General features: G+C 47.8%; 9 protein-coding genes. All 9 read left to right on the forward strand.

Features of this window, described 5'->3' with window-relative positions; translation table 11 throughout:
* The first annotated feature begins 9 nt into the window (after positions 1–9).
* The gene (locus DW039_RS06855) at positions 10–4020 is read left to right on the forward strand and encodes a hybrid sensor histidine kinase/response regulator transcription factor (RefSeq protein WP_057256296.1); all 4011 of its coding nucleotides are present in this window, start codon (positions 10–12) and stop codon (positions 4018–4020) included.
* A gap of 119 nt (positions 4021–4139) precedes the next feature.
* Positions 4140–7316 carry a TonB-dependent receptor gene (locus DW039_RS06860; protein ID WP_005834643.1) on the forward strand — a complete coding sequence of 1059 codons (3177 nt, stop codon included), beginning with the start codon at positions 4140–4142 and terminating at the stop codon, positions 7314–7316.
* A gap of 43 nt (positions 7317–7359) precedes the next feature.
* Positions 7360–8982 carry a RagB/SusD family nutrient uptake outer membrane protein gene (locus DW039_RS06865; RefSeq protein WP_009037735.1) on the forward strand — a complete coding sequence of 541 codons (1623 nt, stop codon included), beginning with the start codon at positions 7360–7362 and terminating at the stop codon, positions 8980–8982.
* Positions 8983–9022: 40 nt separating this feature from the next.
* Complete coding sequence (locus DW039_RS06870) at positions 9023–10480, forward strand: glycan-binding surface protein (protein ID WP_005834641.1); 1458 nt, start codon at positions 9023–9025, stop codon at positions 10478–10480.
* Positions 10481–10618: 138 nt separating this feature from the next.
* On the forward strand, positions 10619–12052 hold the full coding sequence (locus DW039_RS06875) for a cellulase family glycosylhydrolase (protein WP_005830286.1): 1434 nt from the start codon (positions 10619–10621) through the stop codon (positions 12050–12052).
* 31 nt (positions 12053–12083) lie between these two features.
* Complete coding sequence (locus DW039_RS06880) at positions 12084–14156, forward strand: glycoside hydrolase family 97 protein (RefSeq protein ID WP_057256297.1); 2073 nt, start codon at positions 12084–12086, stop codon at positions 14154–14156.
* On the forward strand, positions 14153–17878 hold the full coding sequence (locus tag DW039_RS06885; RefSeq protein WP_243635016.1) for a glycoside hydrolase family 2 TIM barrel-domain containing protein: 3726 nt from the start codon (positions 14153–14155) through the stop codon (positions 17876–17878). The genes DW039_RS06880 and DW039_RS06885 overlap by 4 nt, the downstream gene beginning before the upstream one ends.
* A 26-nt stretch (positions 17879–17904) precedes the next feature.
* Positions 17905–19965, forward strand: coding sequence for a beta-galactosidase (locus DW039_RS06890; protein ID WP_005830295.1), 2061 nt, complete (start codon positions 17905–17907; stop codon positions 19963–19965).
* A gap of 22 nt (positions 19966–19987) precedes the next feature.
* Positions 19988–23095 (forward strand): glycoside hydrolase family 2 TIM barrel-domain containing protein, encoded by a 3108-nt coding sequence (locus DW039_RS06895; protein WP_057256299.1) that lies wholly within the window; start codon positions 19988–19990, stop codon positions 23093–23095.
* The last annotated feature ends 39 nt before the right edge of the window (positions 23096–23134 follow it).

The following is a 23134-nucleotide window of genomic DNA, read 5'->3' on the forward strand; positions in this document are numbered from 1 at the left end:
TTATATAGTATGTCTTTTACAAACTATTTACACAAATTAGTGTTCCCCCTCATTATTCTGTTACTGGCTTATCTGCCGTTAGCAGGACAAACTCCGTATGTATTTCGCCATCTGAAAGTAGAAAACGGGCTTTCAAACAATAACGTAAAAACCATATTGAAAGACTGTGAAGGCTTTTTATGGATAGGGACCGCCAATGGATTGAACCGATACGACGGATATAACTTTAAAGTGTATCAACCCAAAGAAAAAGACATCCATTCTTTATTGTCTAACGACATCTGGAACTTACAGGAAGACGGTTTGGGCAATTTGTGGATTGGAAGCGAGGCAAGATATTGTATATACGACCGAGACAAAGACAACTTCATTACCGATATTCCCTCATACCTCCTTAAAATAGGCATCCAGATAAATGGTACCTACAAAGTACATGTTGACAAAAGACACAATTTATGGGTACTGCAAGGCCAAAATGCTTTTTACTTCAATTTTTCTCATAAAACCCTTAAAACATTCAAAATAGAAAACTTTCCAGAAGAAACTCCGGAACTGAGTATCAGCGATGATGGTGAAAACCTATATCTTCTTTGGAATTCGACCTTATTGAAACTAGAGAACAACGCAAAGAAATGTAAACGGGTAGATAACATCAGCTTACCCTCCAACTCTATTATCGAAAAGCACATATACATTGATTATCATGGAGGCATCTGGCTATATTCATATACCGATGAACAAATATTCTATAAGAAAAACATAAAATCGGAATGGAACCAAATCAATCTCCATTCCAAAATAGAGACAAAAAGTAATGCGGTAAGGAGCATACTGGATGACTCGAACGGACATGTCTGGATAGGAACGGACCATAAAGGAGTATTCATTTATGACTACGTAAATGATAACCTTGTCAACCTCCTGAATACCCCTATGTCTTCCACATCCCTTGCTTCCAACAGAATAAATACAATCTACCGTGATGATTCAGGCGTCATTTGGTTAGGAAATTTCAAAAAAGGAGTTTCTTATTATCACGAAAGCTTCCATGAATTTATTGATACCCAGCATAAAGAATGCGGTGATATAGCCTCCATTTTAGAGGATAAGGCCGGAAACATTTGGCTGGGAACAGATGGGAACGGACTTTATGTAAAAGAAAAGCAAAAAGGATTTGCCATTCGCAAACTATCCATCCCCGACATAGCCATCATCAGTCTTCTCGAAGACCATAAAGGACGGATTTGGGCAGGAAGTTATCAAGACGGATTGTTCTGCTATGAGAACAACAGTATTCGCCATTTTACTCCAGAGAACAGCCAACTGCCATACAGTGGCGTATGGAGTATGAAGGAAGACCGATATGGAAACTTATGGATAGGTTATGTACTGGAAACTTTGGTTTGTTTTAATCCGGACACAAATACTGCGACAAGTTATCTACTACCTGATGGGAATAATATCAATGTACTCAATATCTGTTATGACTATGGAGACAAAATGTATATCGGGACTACATACGGACTCTGTGTAATGGACATCGTGACGAGAAAACCCGAAATGATTTATGCCAATCGAAAAGAGACACAGCCATTCAAGCAGCTCTTCATTTCCACTGTATTCAAGGACGACAGAGATATATTGTGGTTAGCCCATAAACAAGGATTGACTGCCTGGGACTTAAAAAATGATTCACTACACTGGTTCGACGTAAACAACGGATTGTGTGACAATCTCATTAACAGTATAACCCAAGACAATCATGGTAACATGTGGCTTGCAACAAGTAACGGATTGTCTATATTGGAAGTAACCCCAGACACCCAGGAAGGAGTAGACTTTTCTTTCAAGAATCTTTCTACCAGAGACGGATTGCCAGAAAATCATTTCAACTCCCATTCCGCTTGTAAATTGTCCAGCGGAGATTTACTGCTGGGAGGCACCAGTGGCTATACATCTATAAATCCGAACAAGCTGACCGAAAAGAGCCGACCGCTGGCAAAGGTGTATTTTACAAATCTGACCATTGGCAATCAACATATAGAAGTAGACTCAATATATGAAGGGCGTAAACTATTAACAACTGTACTTGGCAGAACCCCATCATTGTCTGTCAGATATGACGATTATTTAATCTCCATCGAATTTGCCGCAGGCGATTTGCTGAATGCTGATAAAATAAGATATGCCTATAAACTGGAAGGATTAAATACCCAATGGTACTATACAAACGAGAACAAAGTAGCTTTCACCACCCTTCCTCCTGGCAATTACAAACTATTGATTAAAGCTTGTAACAGTGACGGTATATGGAATGACGAAGCTAGTGAGTTGAATATAACCGTTTCATCTCCAATATATTTATGTAATGTTGCTATCATCTTATACATATTGTTTGCCATTGGTATAATATCCTATGTAATATACCGATTCAAAAAGCATCACAACATAAGACTGGAGCAACAACGAGCAAAACTGGAGCAAGAACAAAAGTTGCTCCTGAATGAGATGAAGCTAAAGTTCTTTACAAATATAAGCCATGATTTACGTACACCACTGACGCTTATCATTAGCCCGTTACAAATGTTATTGTCAGAAACCCTGGATGACGGAATACGCAAAAAACTAAATACAATCAATAAAAATGCACAACAATTACTTACATCGATAAACTCTCTGCTTGATTTCCGGAAACTGGATGTAGGAGCCGAGACAGCTCATTACAAATCGGGAGATATTGTCAACTTTATCCGCGAGATTTGCAGTACTTTTCAAGAGTATGCTCTTGACCATACCATCAGCTTCTGTTTCATGTGCGAAGTAGAAAACCTGAACATGTCCTTCGATCCGGTTAAAATAAAAAAAGTAATGAACAACTTGTTGTCCAATGCCTTCAAATACACTCCTGATAAAGGAGAAATCAATGTACATCTTTATCGCGAAGATGACAATGTATGCATCTGTGTGGCAGACAACGGACAAGGTATCATAGACAAAGACAAGAAACATATCTTCGAACGTTTTTATCAGGTGCAACAAACTTCGGAAAAAACCGGCAGTGGAATCGGCCTGCATATTGCAAACGAATATGTACATCTACACAAAGGAACAATCTCCGTTACAGACAATTTTCCTAAAGGTTCCGTATTTACCGTTAAATTGCCTATCGTCACATATGCCAGTGAAAAGGAGGAATTACTTCCGGAACTGCTAAACAATGACAAAGCTCCGAATGAACTTCCCGTTCCAAATGCGGAAGAATTGCGGTATACCATCTTGTTGGTGGACGACAACAAGGATTTCTGTAGTTTCATGTCTGAATACCTGTCCGATGAATACGCCATACAGGTTGCCTACAATGGAGCAGAGGCATTGAAGATATTAGAAAAAAACAGTGTCAATATTGTAATAAGCGACATCATGATGCCAGTGATGAATGGAACAGAGCTATGTCGGCAAATCAAAACAAACATGCAATGGTCCCACATTCCCGTTATATTGCTTACAGCCCGTATGGCAGAAGAATACAAAAGTGAAGGATTTGAGCAAGGAGCCGATGACTATATCGTAAAGCCTTTTGACTTCAAATTACTAAAGCTGCGCATCAGGAAATTTATTGAATGGACAGAAAAAAGCCATCGTAAATTCAGTCAGAAAATAGAAGTGACACCTAATGAAATAACAATCACTCCACTAGACGAACAATTTATTGAAAAAGCTATCAAAATAGTAGAAGAGCGCATGAGTGATTCCGACTTCTCTGTGGAAATGTTAGGAGCAGAATTGGGGTTGAGTCGTAGCCATCTCTACAAAAAGCTGATGTGTATCACCGGTAAAGGTCCGGCAGAATTCATCCGGATTATCCGTTTGAAGCGCAGTAAGCAACTTCTAAAGGAAAGCCAGAAACAAATTGCAGAAATTGCCTATGAGGTGGGATTCAGTTCTCCAAAAAGGTTCACTGTAAACTTCAAGAATGAATTTGGAATATCACCATCTGATTACATCCGCAGTCTAAAATGATAACTTGAAACATAAAGGTATGTTATTTGAGACATGATAGACCTATGCTATTATGATAACTTTCCATATTTGCAGTAGCTTTTAATAACAGTTATTTTTAAATCTTAAATTAAAGTATTATGAAGTTACACGCAAATGTATGCTCTCAATGGGAATGGACAAAATTGAGACAATTGCTTGTTATCGTGTTACTAGGTTTGGGTATTGTTTCCACGTATGGACAAACCAAAACAGTATCCGGTATCGTTAAATCAGAATCGGGCGGTGAGCCACTTGTAGGAGCCACCGTCAAAGTGAAAGAAACCAATACGGGCGGCATTACCGACATCGACGGCCGTTACACCATCCAGGCAAATCTGGGACAAACATTGATAGTCTCTTACATCGGCTACCGCACCAAAGAGGTGAAAGTAGAGCGCACCACCCGCATCGACATACTGCTGCAAGAAGACAATGAGATGCTGGACGAAGTAGTAGTAGTGGGATACGGTACGATGAAACGCAGTGACCTGACCGGTTCCGTAGTCAGCGTGACGGGTGACGAACTGAAAAAGTCCGTAGTCACCTCGCTCGACCAAGCTTTGCAAGGACGTGCCGCCGGTGTGCAGGTGACCCAGAATTCCGGAACTCCGGGTGGCGGTATCTCGGTCAGCATCCGTGGTATCAACTCCTTGAACGGCAACGAACCGCTCTACGTTATCGACGGTGTAGCCATCTCAGGCAACAACACCAGCAACAGCAGCGTGCTCAGTTCCATCAACCCTGCAGACATCGTTTCCATGGAAGTATTGAAAGATGCATCGGCCACAGCCATCTATGGTAGCCGCGCCTCCAACGGTGTAGTACTCATCACCACCCGTCAGGGCGAAGAGGGCAAAACGAAGGTCTCCTACGAAGGTTACTATGCCTTGCAACAGCTTCCCAAGAAACTGGAAACACTGACACTCCCCGAATATGCAGTTTACCAGAACCTCCGCGCCGCCACCATCGGCTTCGGTGCACGCGAAGAGTTCAAAGACCCCTCACTCCTCAGCCGCGGTACCGACTGGCAGAATGAAATCTTCCGCACTGCCCCGATGCACAACCATCAGATAAACATCTCCGGAGGTTCGAAGAGCATGAAATACTCGCTCTCCGGCGGCTACATGCAGCAAGACGGTATTGTATTCGGTTCGGACTTTGAGCGTTTCTCTTTCCGCGTCAACATGGACAACGACATCAACAAGTGGCTCACCACCGGCTTGCGCGCCTCCGTAGCCCGTACACAGCAGACCAACAACGTAGACGGTTCGGGTGCCATCTACAATGCCCTGAACCAGCTCCCCGAAGTGCCTGCCCGCAACCCGGACGGCAGTTTCGGCATGCAGACGGAGAACATGTATGGAACTTACTTCTCCAACCCCCTCTCCGACCTTATCCAAAATGAAAACTATAGTCGCAACACACAAGTCTATGTCAACGCCTTTGCCGACATCAAGCTGTGGAAAGGACTCGTATTCCGCACGGAATATGCCGCCAACTTCAATTACAGCAACGACTATAAGTTTACCCCCTCCTACGACTACGAGCACTTCAAGCAGCAGTCGTCAGCAAGCCGTGGAGCCGGCAACGGAAGCAACTGGACATTGAAAACTTACTTTACTTATAATAATACCTTCGGCAAACACGGCCTCTCTGCCATGCTGGGACACGAAGCGCAAGAAAACAAGTACGAGTCGCTGAGCGGCAGCCGTACCAACTTCCTCTTCAACTCCGTACACGAACTGGATGCGGGTGATGCCACAACAGCAAAAGCCAACAGTTCCCGTGGTTCATCCGCCATCGAATCATACTTCGGCCGTCTGAACTACAACTACGACGACCGCTACTTGCTGACCGCTACGCTCCGTGCCGACGGTTCGTCTTCGTTTGCCAAAGAAAGTCGTTGGGGTTGGTTCCCTTCGGTAGCATTGGCTTGGAAAGTCAACAACGAAGCTTTCCTCAAAGATGTGGAAGCCATCAACTCACTGAAACTCCGCCTGGGTTGGGGTGTAGTAGGTAACCAATGGGCGGGTTCCTATGCCTACGGCGTCACCATGGCTTCGGCAGCCTCCATCTGGGGTACTGGTTTCTATGCAGGCAACTATCCTAATCGTGAACTGAAGTGGGAAGAAACAAACTCCTTCAATGTAGGACTCGACCTCGCCCTCTTCAACAACCGCATAGAGTTCATCGCCGATGCTTATTACAAGAAAACGGACAATCTGCTGATGCAAGCTTCTCTTCCTACCTACGTAAGCGGTCTGATTCGTGCACCGTGGGTCAATGCCGGTGCCATGACCAACAAAGGTGTAGAATTTACCCTGAACACGCACAACATCCAGACACGTGATTTCACCTGGACCTCAGGACTCACCTTCTCCATCAACCACAACGAAGTGACGAAGCTCTACTCCGAATCATCCGCTATTTCGGGAATCAACGGTTCGGAAACACTGACCTACACCATGGTGGGCGAACCGGTCGGGCAGTTCTACGGCTATAAAGTAATCGGTATGTTCAAGGAAGAAGGAGATTTCTACAAGAAAGGTGCCGACGGCAACTTCCTGCTCGACGAAACGGGCAACCGCATCCAAGTAGCCATCCCGAAAGACCAGACCATCGGCAAATCGGGCATCTGGGTAGGTGACTACATCTATGAAGACCGCGACAACAACGGTGTAATTGATGAGAAAGACCGCACGTTCCTCGGCAATCCGGCACCCAAATTCACGTTCGGCTTCAACAACTACCTTTCTTATAAAGGATTTGACCTCAACATCTTCCTGAACGGCTCGGTGGGCAATAAGGCTATCAACCTGATTCGCCGCACCTTCACCGATCCCATGCGTAACAGCAACCTGCTGAAAGAAGCTACCGGCATTGCCCAAATCGCCATGCACGACCCCGAAGTGGGCGACGAGGTACTTTCCAATGTTTACGTGGCCAACGCCGATGCAGCCAAAGTACAACGCATCACTACCAGTAGCGCCAACGACAACAACCGTATCTCCGACCGCTTTGTTGAAGACGCTTCCTACCTCCGCATAAAAAACATCTCGCTGGGGTACACCTTCCCACAGAAATGGTTGCGCCGTTTGCAGATAGACCATCTGCGCCTCTACGTCAACATCCAGAACCTCTGTACCATCACAGGCTACAAAGGCTACGATCCCGAAATAGGCGCTTTGAACTACAATGTATTGCTACGTGGTGTGGACGATGCGCGCTATCCTTCGCAACGTATCTATACATTTGGCCTTAACTTCAATTTCTAATGAGCCAGACAAATCATTTATCATTTAAAATCTCAATATAGTTATGAAACACAGATTTCTAACCCTTATATCATCGCTCCTTCTGCTTACGGCATGCAGCGACTCATTTTTGGAACGTGCTCCCGAAGGAAACTACGTAGATGTGACATACTACACTTCCGACGATGCACTCGAACAAGCCACTGCACCGCTTTACAACCGTGCATGGTTCGACCTCAACTCCCGCGCCATCGTGCCGCTGGGCAGTAACCGTGCCAACGATAACTTCAGTCGCTGGGGAGCTCCCGAGTTCACCAACTTCAAGGTGACAGCCCTGAGCGAAAACCTTGCCAATGCATGGACAGGTTTCTACTCGGTCATTACAATGGCCAATGCAGTTATCAGTGATGTGCAGACCAAATGTAGCAACAGCGTAAGCGAACGTGCCAAGCGCACAGCCATTGCCGAAGCCCGCCTGATGCGTGCTTGTGCCTACTTCTACATGGTTCGCCTCTGGGGACCGGTTATCATCATCGAAGACAACGACAAAGTGGTTGCCAATCCCATGCAACCGCTCCACCGCGAAGAAGATGTGCTGGAACTCGTTATTCGTGACCTCACTTATGCAGTCGAGAATCTTCCTGAAGTGGCAACCGCCAAAGGACGTGTCAACGCATGGGGTGCAAAAGGCATGCTTGCCAAAGTCTACCTCGCCCGCTCAGGCTGGAAAGGAGGCACACGCGACAACGCCGACCTGGAGAAAGCCAAGGAACTGGCCGCCGACGTGATAAACAACAGCGGCATCAGCCTTTACGAAAACTATGAAGACCTCTTCAAGTATAAGCACAACAACAATCCCGAATCGCTCATTGCCATGCAGTGGGTGCCACTGGGTGATTGGGGCGTATGCAACACTCTGCTTGCCGACCTCGCCGGCAACAGCAAGATGACCGGCGGTGTAAACGTATGGAGCAGCTATCAGGCAAGTATAGATATGCTCCAGCAATATGAGTTGGGCGACACTATCCGCCGCAACGCCACCTTCTGCACACCGGGTACATACTATTCATACATCTGCATTGCCGACGGTGGTTATACTTACGACGGCGCCACCTCTTGCATTAAAAAAGGTGTACCGGGCGGTCCGGACGACGACAACGACGGTTATATCCAGTCCATGAACTCTCCGCTCAACACCTACATCCTACGCCTTGCCGATGTTTACCTGACCTATGCCGAAGCTTGTCTGGGCAACAGCGAAGAACTGACCGGTGGTCCCGGCCTGGAAGCATTGAACCAGGTGCGCGACCGTGCACGTATCCCCCGCAAGGAACGCGTAACCTTCGAAGACATCATTCGCGAACGCCGCGTAGAGTTCTCGATGGAGTATTGTAACTGGTATGACATGGTATCGTGGTATCACTGGAAACCCGACTACATGCTGAATTACTTCCAGAACCAACACCGCGGCTACACAGTAGACCTCATCGTGAAAGACGAAGACGGTTACCTCCACTTCGGCAAGAAAGAAGGCGACACTTTCCTCGAAGGCATAGAAAATTGGCAGGAACCGGGCGAGAACATCGAAATCCACCACGGCAACATCCTGATGCCTTATCCGGAAAGCGATGTCATCCAGAATCCGCTACTGAACGAAGAACCGGTAGCATACGAATTCAGTGAATAAACCAAGTTATACATTCATTATCTCAAATAACGACTTTAATATGAAATATATACATTTTCCTTTTGTGTTGCTCACCATCCTGTTGGCATGCAACCTTTTCACCGCCTGCAACGATGACGAGGGCGGCGGTGTTCCCGTAATCCACCACATCCGTCTTGTCGACCCAGAGAAGGCCGACAGTACGTTCACCGATGTAAATCCGGGCACCATGATTGTAGTCATCGGCGAAAATCTGAATGATGTGCGGAAAGTGTTCATCAACGAACAAGAAGTTTCGTTCAATAGCAACTACGGCACTTCCACCAGTCTCATCCTCACTATCCCCGGCGAATTGCAACTGACGGGTGCCAACCCCGAACTGAAAGGCGAACTGCGTATCGAGACCTCGCACGGCATTGCCACGTACTCCATGCATGTACTCTCGCCCGCACCCTACATCACCCGTGTAGCCACAACCTTCCCCGTGGAGACGGGCACGCCTCTGCGCATCGTGGGCGGTAACTTCTACGAAATTCAGCGCGTTTATTTCACCACTGCCGTGGACGACATCACCAATGCACCTGTTTCGGTAGAAGTAACGGACTACACGGTAAACAAGAACTTTGACGAAATATCATTCAATGCTCCCGCAGGCCTGATTGATGAAGGCAGTCTGGTAGTGGAGTGCTATACCGCATCCGCATTTACTCCCTTCCGTCGCACAGCCCTCCCACCAAGTATCAGCAAGGTAAGCTCCATGATGCCTATCACGGGTACCACAGTTACCGTACTGGGACAGAATTTTATGGATATCGCCTCCATCACAATGGGCAATCGCTCGGTAGATCTCTCTACTGTTACCGTAAGCGAAGCTAACGATATGCTTACCTTTACCATGCCGCGTGCACCGCAAGGCACTTGCTCACTCGCCATTACCACAATGGGCGGTACTGCCGAAGTTCCGGGCTTCTATCCTTTGGAGAATATAGTATTGAACTATGACAACATCGGTTGGTTCTCCTGGGGCGGGCAAGCTGTACCCGTCACTGCCGACGGTACAGCAGCTCCTTTCTTCTCGGATGGTAAATGCTACAGCATATCAGGGGAACTTTCAGCATGGAATTACTGGTGGGGCCAATTGCAGAACGGTGCCGTATGGGGCATTGACACAGCCTTCCTGCCTACCGATACACCGACTTCCGAACTGGCTTTGCAGTTCGAATGCTTCGTGGCAGTGGAATATGGCGAAGGTCCTGTATTCCGCATCTACCTCAAAGGGAATGAGGCTCACAACTACACGAACTATCGTCCGGTGAGCGACTTCACCGGAAAAACCGAAGTAGGCCAATGGATGCAGTGCAGCATTCCGCTCTCCGAACTGGTAGACGAAACCACTTGGGGCGAGTTCCAAAAACGTGACGGTGACGAGTTGGCACTCCAGATGACAAACCCCAGCGAAAACGGTCCGTACAACATCGAAATGTATTTTGATAATTTCCGAGTTGTCAAGATACAATAATTCAATAATTTGAATTAAAATCGGGCACGGGATTACACAAAGTGACACCTTCTTTTAAACTCTTAGACGCTGATTCAATTGAATCAGCGTCTAAAAATAAATACACCGAAATTATTAAAACGAAATTTTACCGATACCATGACACAAATCTTCAAGAAAACCTTATTAACCAGCCTGGTTCTATTTCTGATGACAGCTTGCTCTGACGATAAAAAGGAGCTGAAAATCATCGTAGAGCCTACTTCTTTCCATTTTGAACAAACGGGTGGTAGCAAGAAATTCGGTATCACCCCCAATGAACCAGCCACTTTCCAAAGTTCGGAAGCATGGTGCAAAGTAACCTCGGAAAGCAGCACTCCCGTACAGGCAATCTATAACATAACCGTAGAACCCAACACTACGCCCGACGTGCGCAACGCCATCATCACCGTCAGCGTAAAGGAGCATATACAAGAAATCAACGTGGAGCAGGCGGCCTATATCCAAAGCGATGAACCGGAAAAATACACTGTACGCGAGAATCTCACAACCCACCAACTGATTAACGAAATGGGACTGGGCATCAACCTGGGCAACACGCTGGATGCCGTGGGCGACTGGATAGACCCAAGCAACATTCTCAATTACGAACAAGCATGGGGAAGCCCTATTATCACACAAGAAATCATTGAAGGATATGCCAAAGCGGGCTACTCATCTCTGCGCATACCGGTCAGCTGGGGCAATCTGCTGTCCGACGACTTCAAAGTGCATCCTGACCTGATGGACCGCGTAGAGAAAATCCTGAACTGGACCCTCGACTGTGGCATGGTGGCTATCATCAATATCCACCACGAAAACGAATGGATTAAACAAGTACCCACCGACAGCAAAGCAAAAGAAAAATTCACTTCCATCTGGAAACAGATATGTGAACGCTTCGAAAAGTACGGTGACCACTTACTGTTCGAGCCAATGAATGAAATCGGATACGATGAGATTTGGACTCCGTGGGGCGGTAGTGAAGCCGACAAGGCAAAGGCACTGGGATACGTGAACGACCTCAACCAGCTCTTTGTCGACATAGTAAGAAACAGTGGCGGCAACAACGCCAAACGTCATCTGTTGGTGGAAATCTACAACACCAACTTGGAGTATGCTTACGACCCCTTGTTCAAGATGCCGAATGATCCCGCAAACCGACTTGCTCTTACAGTGCATTACTATACTCCCGCAAACTTTGCCATACTGGGTGGAGGCGAGGTTGTCGATTGGGGTGTAGGCCGGGAAAGCTGGGGAACGGAAGCTGACTTCAAGGAACTGAACGACAATATGGACCTACTGAAGAAGAATTGCGTAGACAAAGGAATCCCCGTCATCATAGGCGAATATTGCGCCGACTCCAGAAACAGAACAAAGGAAGTGATAAGGCTCTTCTGTGTTTCCGTAACCGAAGCCATCTACTCGCGCGGCATGTGCCCGATGCTCTGGGACACTCCGGGGGGACAATACAACCGACAGACTTGCCAGTTTGACGATCCTCTCTTCTTAGAAGAAATGATGGCTATTCCGGTTAAATATCCACGGAATTAAACAAATATTCATAATCAATAATCAAATAAAAATGAACAGAATCAGCACTTGTTTCGCCAGCCTATTGCTTTCTTGTGCATTGACGGCACAAGCACAGCAATATCAACTGAATTCACCGGACGGAAAACTAATTGTCAACATCGAAGCCGGACAAACCCTCAACTGGGCGATTGCCCACGACGGTACCACCGTTCTTTTGCCTTCAGACATTGCCATGCAATGCACCGAAGCTGAGGGAAAGCCCATTGCTTTCACCTTCGGCAAAAATGTGAAGGTGACCAAAGCTACCCGTACTTCCGTCGACACTTCCTTCCCCACTCCTTTCTACAAAAAGGCGAATGTGAAGGACACTTATAACCAACTCACGCTGAAATGCCGTAACGGCTATAGCATACAGTTCCGCGCCTACGACGACGGAGCCGCCTATCGTTTTGTTTCCGAACTGCGCAAACCTTTCTGCGTGAAGGACGAGATTGCCGAGTTCAACTTCGACCGCGATTACCACGCTTTCGTGCCCTATATTAACGACAATCGCGCCGGCGAGCGTTACTGCTACTCCTTCGAGTCCTACTACGATGAGGCCCCCCTCTCTCGCATGTACAAAGACTCGCTTGCCATTACTCCGCTGATGGTAGAACTGGAGAACGGAAAGAAAGCCGTCATTATGGAAGCCGGATTGTCCAACTATCCCGGCATGTTCCTCACTGCCAACCCACAGATGCCCCACGGAGTGAAGGCAGAATTCGCCCCCTATCCACAGGAAACAGTCATCGGAGGCTATGACCGCTTGAACCTCGTCCCTACCAAACGTGCCGACGTTATCAGCAAGCCCAACAATGCCCCCTACTTCTGCCCCAACGGGCGTCCCACAGGGAAACAGACCTATCCTTGGCGTGCCGTGCTTGTTGTTACCCACGACACACAACTCGCCAACAACGACATGATGCAACGCCTCGCACCCGAATGCCGCATCGCTGACACATCCTGGATTAAACCCGGAAAAGTGGCATGGGACTGGTGGAATACTTGTAACCTGACCGGCGTGGACTTCAAGGCAGGCATGAATACGCCCACCTATAAGAAATACATCGACTTTGCCGCCGAAAACCAGCTGGAGTATATCATCATCGACGAAGGTTGGAGCGGAAAGGAATCATTAATGGAAGACATCAGTCCCGAAATCAATCTCGAAGAACTGGTGGCATACGGCAACCAAAAGGGCATAGGCATCATCCTCTGGGCAAGCTGGCGCAATCTTACGGGAGGAGGCGACATCTCCCCTGCCGTGGAACAAGTTATCAGCCACTACGCACAAATGGGAATCAAAGGTTTCAAAATTGACTTCTTCGACCGCGACGATCAAATCGCCATCTCTTCTACCGAACAGCTCGCAGCATGCGCCGCCAAACATCACATGTTGCTTGACCTACACGGACTGAAACCCTTTGGTATCCAGCGCGCCTATCCCAACATCCTCAACTTTGAAGGTGTGAAAGGACTGGAAAACAGCAAGTGGGAGCCCATCGTGAACGGTGCGCCCTTGCATGACTTTCCACGCTACGACGTTACCGCTCCCTATCTGCGCCAACTCGTCGGTCCGATGGACTATACGCCGGGAGCTATGGTAAATGCCACCCGTTCCTTGTTCCGCTCCGTCAACGATCACCCCATGAGCCAAGGTACGCGTGTACACCAGATGGCTATGTACACCGTCTTCGAGGCACCCTTGCAGATGCTTGCCGACAGTCCCAGCAAATACATAAAGGAACAGGAATGCACCGACTTCATCGCCAAGGTTCCCACTACCTTCGACGAAACCATTGCCCTTGATGGTAAAATAGCCGAATACATCACGATAGCACGCCGCAAAGGAAACACTTGGTTTGTAGGCAGCATGACCAACTGGACTCCGCGCAGCTGCACCATCGACCTCTCCTTCCTCGGCGAAGGAAACTATGAAGCTGAAATCTTTGCCGACGGCGTCAATGCCGACCGTGAAGCTACCGACTATAAAAAAGAAGTACGCATCGTCACTGCCAAAGACAAACTCAATGTACAACTGGCACCCGGCGGTGGATGGACAGCACGAATTACAAAAAAATGAATCTGAGAAAACTGTTTCTGCCATTGTGTTCAGTAGCCTTGTGCCTGCAATCCTATGCACAAGACAAATCCTTCCTTAAGGATATGCTCTGGTATATAGACAACCCTTCTGTATTTGAAAAAGGACAAGAGGAAGGACACGCTTGGCATATGCCCGAAAAGAGCATGCTACTGAATGGGACATGGAAGTTTTTCTGGTGCGATACACCGGAAGGGATACTTGCACACTTTTTTAACCCCGAATTCCCGGATAAGCAATGGGGCGACATCAAAGTTCCCTCAAACTGGGAAATGCAAGGTTATGGTGACAAGCTGTTCAGAAATGTATCTGCTCCCTTCGGGGTGAATCCACCACATGCTCCCAAAGAGTATAACCCTACCGGACTATACCGGCGAACATTCAAGGTACCTGCAAGTTGGGCAGCAAAAGACCAGATATTTTTAAGGTTCGAGAAAGTGGCATCCGCTTCTTTTGTATGGGTCAACGGTCATGAAGTGGGCTACAATGAAGGAGCACAAGAACCTGCCGAATACAACATCACTCCTTATTTGAAGCCGGGCGAAAACACGCTGGCTGTCTGTGTACTAAAGTATTCGGACGGCTATTACCTGGAAGGACAAGATTATTGGCGACTGGCCGGAATCTTTGACGACGTATGGTTGTACGCCACACCTGCTGTCAGGATATTCGACTGGCAAGTAATCACAGAGTTTGATAATACGTATACCGATTCGCAGTTAAGTATTCAGGTAAAAATCAAGGACTACCAAAAGAAGCCAAATGAGAATTATGGATTGAAAGCTTACTTAAAGGATAAAAACGGCAAGATTATCTGTAACTTTTCCGCAGCTCCATTTGAAATGGACGCTGCGGAAAAGACAATACAGTTGCATACCTTGGTACAAGAACCCCGGAAATGGACAGCCGAGACACCCGAGCTTTATACGCTCGGTCTGGAATTATCCAATCCGGCCGGTCTGCAGAAAGACAAGATAGAAACGGTCATCGGATTCAAAAAGACGGAAATCAAAGACGGTGTTTTTTATCTTAACGGTATCCCACTGAAAGTCAATGCACAAAATTCGCACATGCAGCATCCCGAAGAGGGACATGTCATGGACGAAGCCACCATACGCAAGGATTTTGAATTGTTGAAACAGTTTAATTTCAATGCCGTACGTACCTCTCACTATCCTCCGGTGAATAAGTATTTGGAACTGGCCAATGAATACGGGCTTTATATCATAGACGAGGTGGGCGATGAAGCCCATGCCTCGGAATGGATTTCAAGTCTCCCGGAATACGAAGAGATGTATCGCGAGCGATGCCGCAGAATGGTGTTACGGGACAGAAACCATCCCTGCGTCTTGTTCTGGAGCGCAGGAAACGAAAGCGGTGAAGGTATCAACATTACCCACACCATTGAAGAAGGGAAATCGCTGGACCCCACCCGCTTCTGGATGTATGGCGGAAATGCATTCTCCCATCCGGCAGAAGATATTATCGGACCCCGTTACCCTACTCCTATGGAACTGGAAATGCAGGTAGGCATAGGAGAGGATTCCCGACCATCGTTTATGGATGAATACTTATCGGTTGCAGGCAATGCCGGCGGTGCCCTGGACGATTATTGGGAAGCCATCTACCGACATCCCCGCCTGATGGGAGGGGCCATCTGGGATTTTGTAAGTCCGGGACTGACCGAACGGATAAGGCAAGTGGACGACCTTTCGCCCTTCCATACTCCCGCCCATCTGATGGGAAATGCCCGCTTAGTGAAGGAAGGAAAGAACACGGTGCTGGACTTGAACGGTCACGACCAATGGGTAGAGGTCTATCGTGCAGACAATGTGGAGTTGAACAGTAATGAACTGACACTCACTTGCAGAATCTACCCCCGGAAACTAGTAAGCAGTTGCGGCTCATTCATCACAAAAGGCAATTATCAGTTCGGGCTGCAACAACGCGGTAAAGACAAACTGGAATTTTATATCTATACTGATAAAAAGCATTCCGTATGCGCCTCCTTGCCTACTGACTGGGAATACAACTGGCATCAAGTGACGTGCGTCTACGACGGACAGAAAATGTCCATCTATATAGACGGAGCAGAAAAGGCCTCCACACAAGCATCGGGCAATATCCGGAACTTCCCCTACCCCGTCAACATCGGTCGGAATGCAGAAACACACGGCCAAGAGACTTCGGTCTACATCTGCGATGCTCAAATGGACGAAGTCGGCATTTTCGCCAAGGCACTGACTTCCTCTTTTCACCCGGAAGAAGCCGCTCTGTGGCTAGATTTTGAGCAAGAGACGGAAAATGGTACATTCTACAGTTACGGCATCGGTGCACGTACGTACGGCAGCATCTGGCCCGACCGTAGCGTACAGCCCGAAATGTGGCAAATGAAGAAAACCGGACAACCTCTTTCTTTTTCCATGTCGGATGTGACAGAGGGAGTCGTTGAGTTATGGAATCGCAATCATTATACAAATGCTTCCCGATATGCCATACGATGGGAATTGAAAGAAGATGACAAGGTTATTCAATCGGGCGACTTGGCACTCTCAACAGCGCCGCTTAGCCAAGAGCTGGTGCACATACCTTATAAGAAGCCAGCCCTGATTCCCGGCAAAGAATACCGCCTGATGCTTCATGCCGTCCTGAAAAAAGATGAATTGTGGGCAAAAGCCGGACATGAGGTGGCATGGGAAGAACTTGAACTGCCTTGGAGCCTGCCATGCTCTTCGGAAGAAAAGGCTCAAGGCGTACCTTCCTATTCACTTTCGGAGAAAGAATTGGTTGTCTCCGGAGATGGCTTCAAATATGTATTCAACCGTACCGACGGACAACTGACGTCGATGGTTGTTCAAGATATGGAACTGCTGGAATCACCGCTCCGGCTGAATCTTTGGCGTGCCCCGCTGGCCAATGAGCTGGACAACTGGAATGCCTCCAGCGCCCGCTCCTCCAACTGGAAAGAAGGTTACGGATACACGGTAGCCACAGAAATGTATTCTGCAGGGATTGACCGCCTGACACATCAGCCCCTCTCTTTTTCGGTGTCCGAAACCACCGAAGGCGTACATATACACATCATTGATGCGGAATTGATGGGCAAAGGAGAAAAAGAGAAAAAAGACCTCTACATCGAAGGAGTACAGAACAACGGCATCATCAACCACTATGAGTATATTATCAATAGTGAAGGGACGATAGAGATACGCCATGTATTGAAGCCTGAAGGGAAAATGCCGCTTTGGTTTCCTCGCATAGGACTTACGCTGACCGTAAGCGATGCGCTCGACCAAGTGAAATGGTACGGCCGAGGACCGCAAGAGAACTATCCGGACCGGAAAACCGGCTATCCGATGGGGATATATGCCTCTACCGTACAAGCTATGTACGAGCCCTATCTAATGCCACAAGATTACGGATTGCGGACAGATGTACGCTGGCTGCAACTGACCACGGACAAAGGCATCGGCCTTCAATTCAAGATGAACGAATGGTTCAACTTCAACATTTATCCGTACAGCACAGACAATCTGACGAAAGCGATGTATACCTACCAATTGCAGAAGCAGAAAGGCATGACCCTGAATCTCGATTATGCCACTACCGGGGTCGGCTGTACGGCCCGCGGTGTATTCGGTGCTTACAAGGCGATGCCGCAGGAATATCGGAGAACCATCAGCATAAGACCTATGATGAAATAAAAATATTGTATCGGACTGGTAAGATTATGAAAAACAAAAATTACTTTATTCTATTAGTGTTGTTTTTAAGCGCTTTACAAATAAAAGCGCAGTATTCATTCGACAACGTGCTTTATGGTGCAGCCTACTATCATGAATATATGCCCTATGAGCGACTGGATGAAGATATCCGGCTGATGAAAAGAGCCGGCCTGACAGTAGTGCGCGTTGGAGAATCTGCCTGGGGAGTATTTGAGCCGCAAGAAGGAAATTTTGAATTTGAATGGATGGACCGCATTCTGGACAAGATGCATGCAGCAGGAATCAAAGTCATCTTGGGAACTCCCACCTATTCCATTCCTGCATGGCTGGCATACAAACACCCGGAAGTGCTGGCAGAACACGCCAAAGGAAACAAAGCCTATTATGGAATCAGACAGAACATGGATTTTACAAACCCGACCTACCAATTCTATTGCGAACGGATTATCCGCAAGATGCTGGAAAGATATGCACAGCATCCGGCAGTCATCGGGTATCAAGTGGACAACGAAACAGAAGCGCGCGGAGTAAACAACAGAGACTATTTCTTCGGATTCAGGAACTACATCAAACAGAAATTCAACAATGACCTGAATCTGCTTGCCAAGGAATGGGGAATGAACTACTGGGGAATGAACATCAACACCTGGGAAGAGTTCTATCCGCGCGATGGAGTGACAAGCCCCTCGTACAAGAATGAATGGGAACGCTATAACCGGAAGGAAGTGGCCGATTTTCTGAATTGGCAGTGCGACCTTGTAAATGAATACAAGCGTAAAGACCAATTTGTCACCCACTGCTTTATGCCCGACTTCCATAATATAGACCAAGTGGAAAGTTTCAGGCAGATGCAATATCCTGCCATCAATGTCTATCACGATGTACAGGATAAACAAGACGGCCAGCGCATCGCTTATGCCGGTGACTTCGTGCGCACCGTGGCCGACAACAATTACATCGTCATGGAAACCAACGCACAAGGCATCGGCTGGGATGCCCGCACCCAGTTTCCTCCCTACGACAACCAGTTGCGGCAGAATGTGTACGCACATTATGCTTCCGGAGCCAATATGGTGGAATACTGGCACTGGTCTACCCTGCACTACGGGCAGGAGACATACTGGCGAGGCGTGCTGGGCCATGACCTCCAGCCCAACCGCATATACAAGGAATTCACCACCACCGCCAAAGAGTTGGAAAGAATAGGCAGCCACATCGTGAACTTGAAAAAGAAAAACCGGGTAGCTATCCTCTACAGTCATGATTCTTATCATGCTCTCGGCTTCATGCCCTACACTTACAAGAGCAATTATCCCATTGATATGGTGCATAAAGCCCTCTATTTCCAAAACATAGAAACGGACATCATCCCTTGTGACAAGACAACCGATTTCAGCGGATATGACATGCTTGTCATTCCCCCTTTGTATGTGGCTACCGACCAATTGCTATTAGCCATTGATGAATTCGTACAGTCCGGCGGACACGTGGTAATGATGCACAAAAGCGGTTACTGCAATGAGCACTCCGCAGTTCGGGCCACCTTGGCTCCCGGGCCGCTACGCAAAGCCTGCGGCTTCCATTACCAGGAATTCTCCACTATCGGTGACTTATCATTAAAGGATAACCCCTTTCAATTAGAGGGAAAGAACCAGATAAGCGACTGGTATGAATTCCTGATTCCCGAGACAGCCACCCCGTTGGCTTATGCAGAGCATCCGTTCTTCGGCAAATGGCCCGTTGTCACCGAAAACAAGTATGGCAAAGGCAAACTGACCTACATAGGAGCCTACCCTTCGCAGGAATTGCTGAATGCCATCGTGCGAAAGGCAGCCATCCATGCCGGTATCATCTCTTCAGAGAGCGACGTGTTCCCCATCATACAGCGTTCGGGAATAAACAAAGCCGGAAAAGCCATCCGTTACTTCTTCAATTACAGCAGCGAGAGTAAAGAAATCACTCATAACTATCCGACATCCAAAGAGCTGATTTCCGGCAAGACTGTAAAAGAAGGAGACCATGTAACATTGCCCCCCTGGGGAGTTCTCATCATGGAAGTTTATTGACCATCAGAAAACATGAGAAAAAATGAGAAAAAAGATATTTGCCTTTCTATTGCTAAGTGCCCTATATGCCGGCGCCCAAGAAGCTCCGGACTGGGAGAATCCTATTGTAGTCGGCATCAACAAAGAGCCGTATCATGCCACACTGACATTGCCTTCGCAAAAAGTCGATTGCAAAGAAATCATATCCCTGAACGGCAAGTGGCGATTCCAATGGTCTGCCGACCCGGGAAAGCGCCCGGCCGACTTCTACAAGAATGATTTCAATACCGACACATGGGATACCATCACAGTGCCGGGAGCATGGCAATTGCAAGGTTATGGGAAACCTATCTATTCCAACGTAAACTATCCCTTCCAGAAGGATGCACCCAGAGTGACAAGCGAGCCTCCCGCCGAATATTACAGTTACGGGCACAGAAATCCCACAGGCTCTTATGTCACCACGTTCGAAGTGACGCCCGATATGAAAGACAAGTGCCTATACCTTCACTTTGAAGGAGTAAAATCGGCCATGTATGTCTGGGTAAACGGAGAGCGGGTAGGCTACAGCCAGAATTCGATGTCGCCTGCCGAGTTTGACATAACCGAATTTGTGAAGAACGGAGCCAATCGTCTGGCAGTGGAAGTGTATCGGTGGTCGGACGGCAGTTATCTGGAAGACCAGGACATGTGGCGGCTTAGTGGAATACTCAGGCCGGTAGAGCTATGGGTACGTCCCCGGACAAATATCCGGGACTATAGGTTCAGCAGCGACTTGTCGGACGACATGCGTTCAGCTACATTCGGAACCGAAATTTGGATAAGAAACCAGACCGACCGCAAAGTAAAAGACCTGACCGTAGAAATAAACCTGGTGGGGAAAGACAACAGAGGAAATAAACTCGACAAAAAAATGGTGGCTCCCGTAGGTACTATTCAGGCCTTTTCTGAAACGAGCGTCACACTGTCCGAAATGCTCCGGGAGCCTCAACTATGGTCTGCCGAAAAACCGCATCTATATGACATCCACATCAAGCTTCGCAGGAAGAATGAACTTTTGGAATCGTTCGAATACCATTGGGGCATACGGAAAATAGAAATCGCGGGAGACGTCTTCAAAGTCAACGGGAAAGCCGTCAAGCTGAAAGGAGTGAACCGTCACGACTTCCATCCCCGTATGGGATTCTTTGTCGACAGCCGGACGATGGAGAGAGATATCCGGCTGATTAAACAAGCCAACATCAACATGATACGCACGTCCCACTATCCACATCTGCCATTGCTGTACGAGCTATGTGACAAGTATGGAATCTACGTAATGGACGAAGCGAACCACGAAAGTCATGCCTACGGTTTGGGGAACAAAGTATTAGGAGACAACCCTCAATGGACACTGGCCCATGTGGACCGGGCAGTAGCCGTGGTGGAAAGGGACAAGAACCATCCGTGCATCCTATTCTGGTCATTGGGCAACGAGGGTGGAAGCGGTGCCAATTTGCGAGCTATGGCAGACACAATCCGTGCCTTAGACCCCACCAGACCGATATACGACGATACAGACCGCACCGTATCCGATGTCTATGACGAAGCTTATCTGCATCCCGACGCTTTGAAGGAACTTGGCGAGAAAATAACCGACCGCCCCGTATTCATGAGAGAGTATGCCTACGCCATGGGAAATTCCATCGGCAACCTCAAGGAGTATTGGGATGTGATTGAAAAGGACGAAAGTATTATCGGAGCTGCCATTTGGTGCTGGGTAGACCAAGGCATTCCTAAAAAGCTTAACGGTGCACCGTTAAGTTTCGGCGAGAGCCCCTCGTCACTCCCATTACTGCCCGATGAATTCTGGGCGTATGGAGGAGATTTCGGGGACTATCCCAACGACGGTCCCACCGGCATTAACGGGCTGGTATCTCCCGACCGGGTGCCTCACCCCCATTACTATGAAGTACAAAAAGTATATCAATACATCAAGTTTGAAAAGAAGGGAACACAGCAAATCAAATTGACCAACGGGTATGCGTTTTCCGATTTGGATGAATTCGATTACAGCTATGAGTGGATATGCAACGGAAAGGCTGTACGCAACGGCGACCTCCACTTGTCCGAAGGGAATCTGCTGGAGGTACCTTCAAGACCGGATAAGTGTGGGGAACTTTGCCTCAATGTATATGCCACGTTGAAGGAATCCACGACGTGGGCAGAGAAGGGCTTCAAAGTTGCCAAGGAACAACTTACGTATCATGACTATGAATTCCCACAATTGAAGGATGACGGCGGGAAGGCCACGTTTAAGGAGACACCCGAAGCGGTGGAAATTATAGCCGCCGATGCCTTGTTCACCATAGAAAAAGGTACCGGTGCTTTGGTGAGTTGGCGAGTCAAGGGAGAAGAGTTGTTGCACAGTGCCTTGGAACCCTATTTTTGGAAACCGGCAAATGACATTCAGGTCCGCAACGGCTACAATGAACGTTTGAGCGCTTGGAAAAATGCAGAGCAAAAACGTATCGTAAAGGCATACCAAGCAACCGTAAACGATGGTATGGTGATAGTGGATGCCAGTCTCTCCCTCCCCCGGATAGGAGCCGGTTACCATCTCCGCTACACTGTGGACGGCAAAGGCCGCATACAAGTAGAAGCAACCTATCAGCCTGAAAAGGAAGATATTCCGCTGATGCCCAAATTCGGTATGCGCATGAGAATGCCCTCGGCGCTGAACCGGATAGCCTGGTACGGACGCGGCAAGTTCGAGAACTATCCCGACCGCAAGAGCGCCGCTTTCCTGGGAGTCTACGAGTGTGGCATACACGAATTTATCACGAACTACATCGTACCGCAAGACAATGCCAACCGGTGCGATACACGCTGGTTCATGCTGGGAGACAGTGAGCGATGGAAAATACAAGTCAAAGGCTTGCAACCCCTATGTTTCCGTATATGGCCCTACGGGGAAGAAGACCTGGAAGGGAAAGAGCATGCGCACGAACTGCCCGAACGCGACTTCATCAACCTGAATATCGACTCCAACATACACGGAGTAGGTGGAAACGACGGATGGGGCGCACAGACCATGAAGCCATACACCATTGACGGCAATCGCTCCTACCGGTATGGGTTTATCATGGAGTATATGGACAAAACAGAATAATCCGTTCATCAATGCATTCAAAAAGGGAATAAACATTTT

The sequence above is a fragment of the Bacteroides sp. AF39-16AC genome (assembly GCF_003602735.1).
GTDB classification, from domain to species: Bacteria; Bacteroidota; Bacteroidia; order Bacteroidales; family Bacteroidaceae; genus Bacteroides; species Bacteroides uniformis.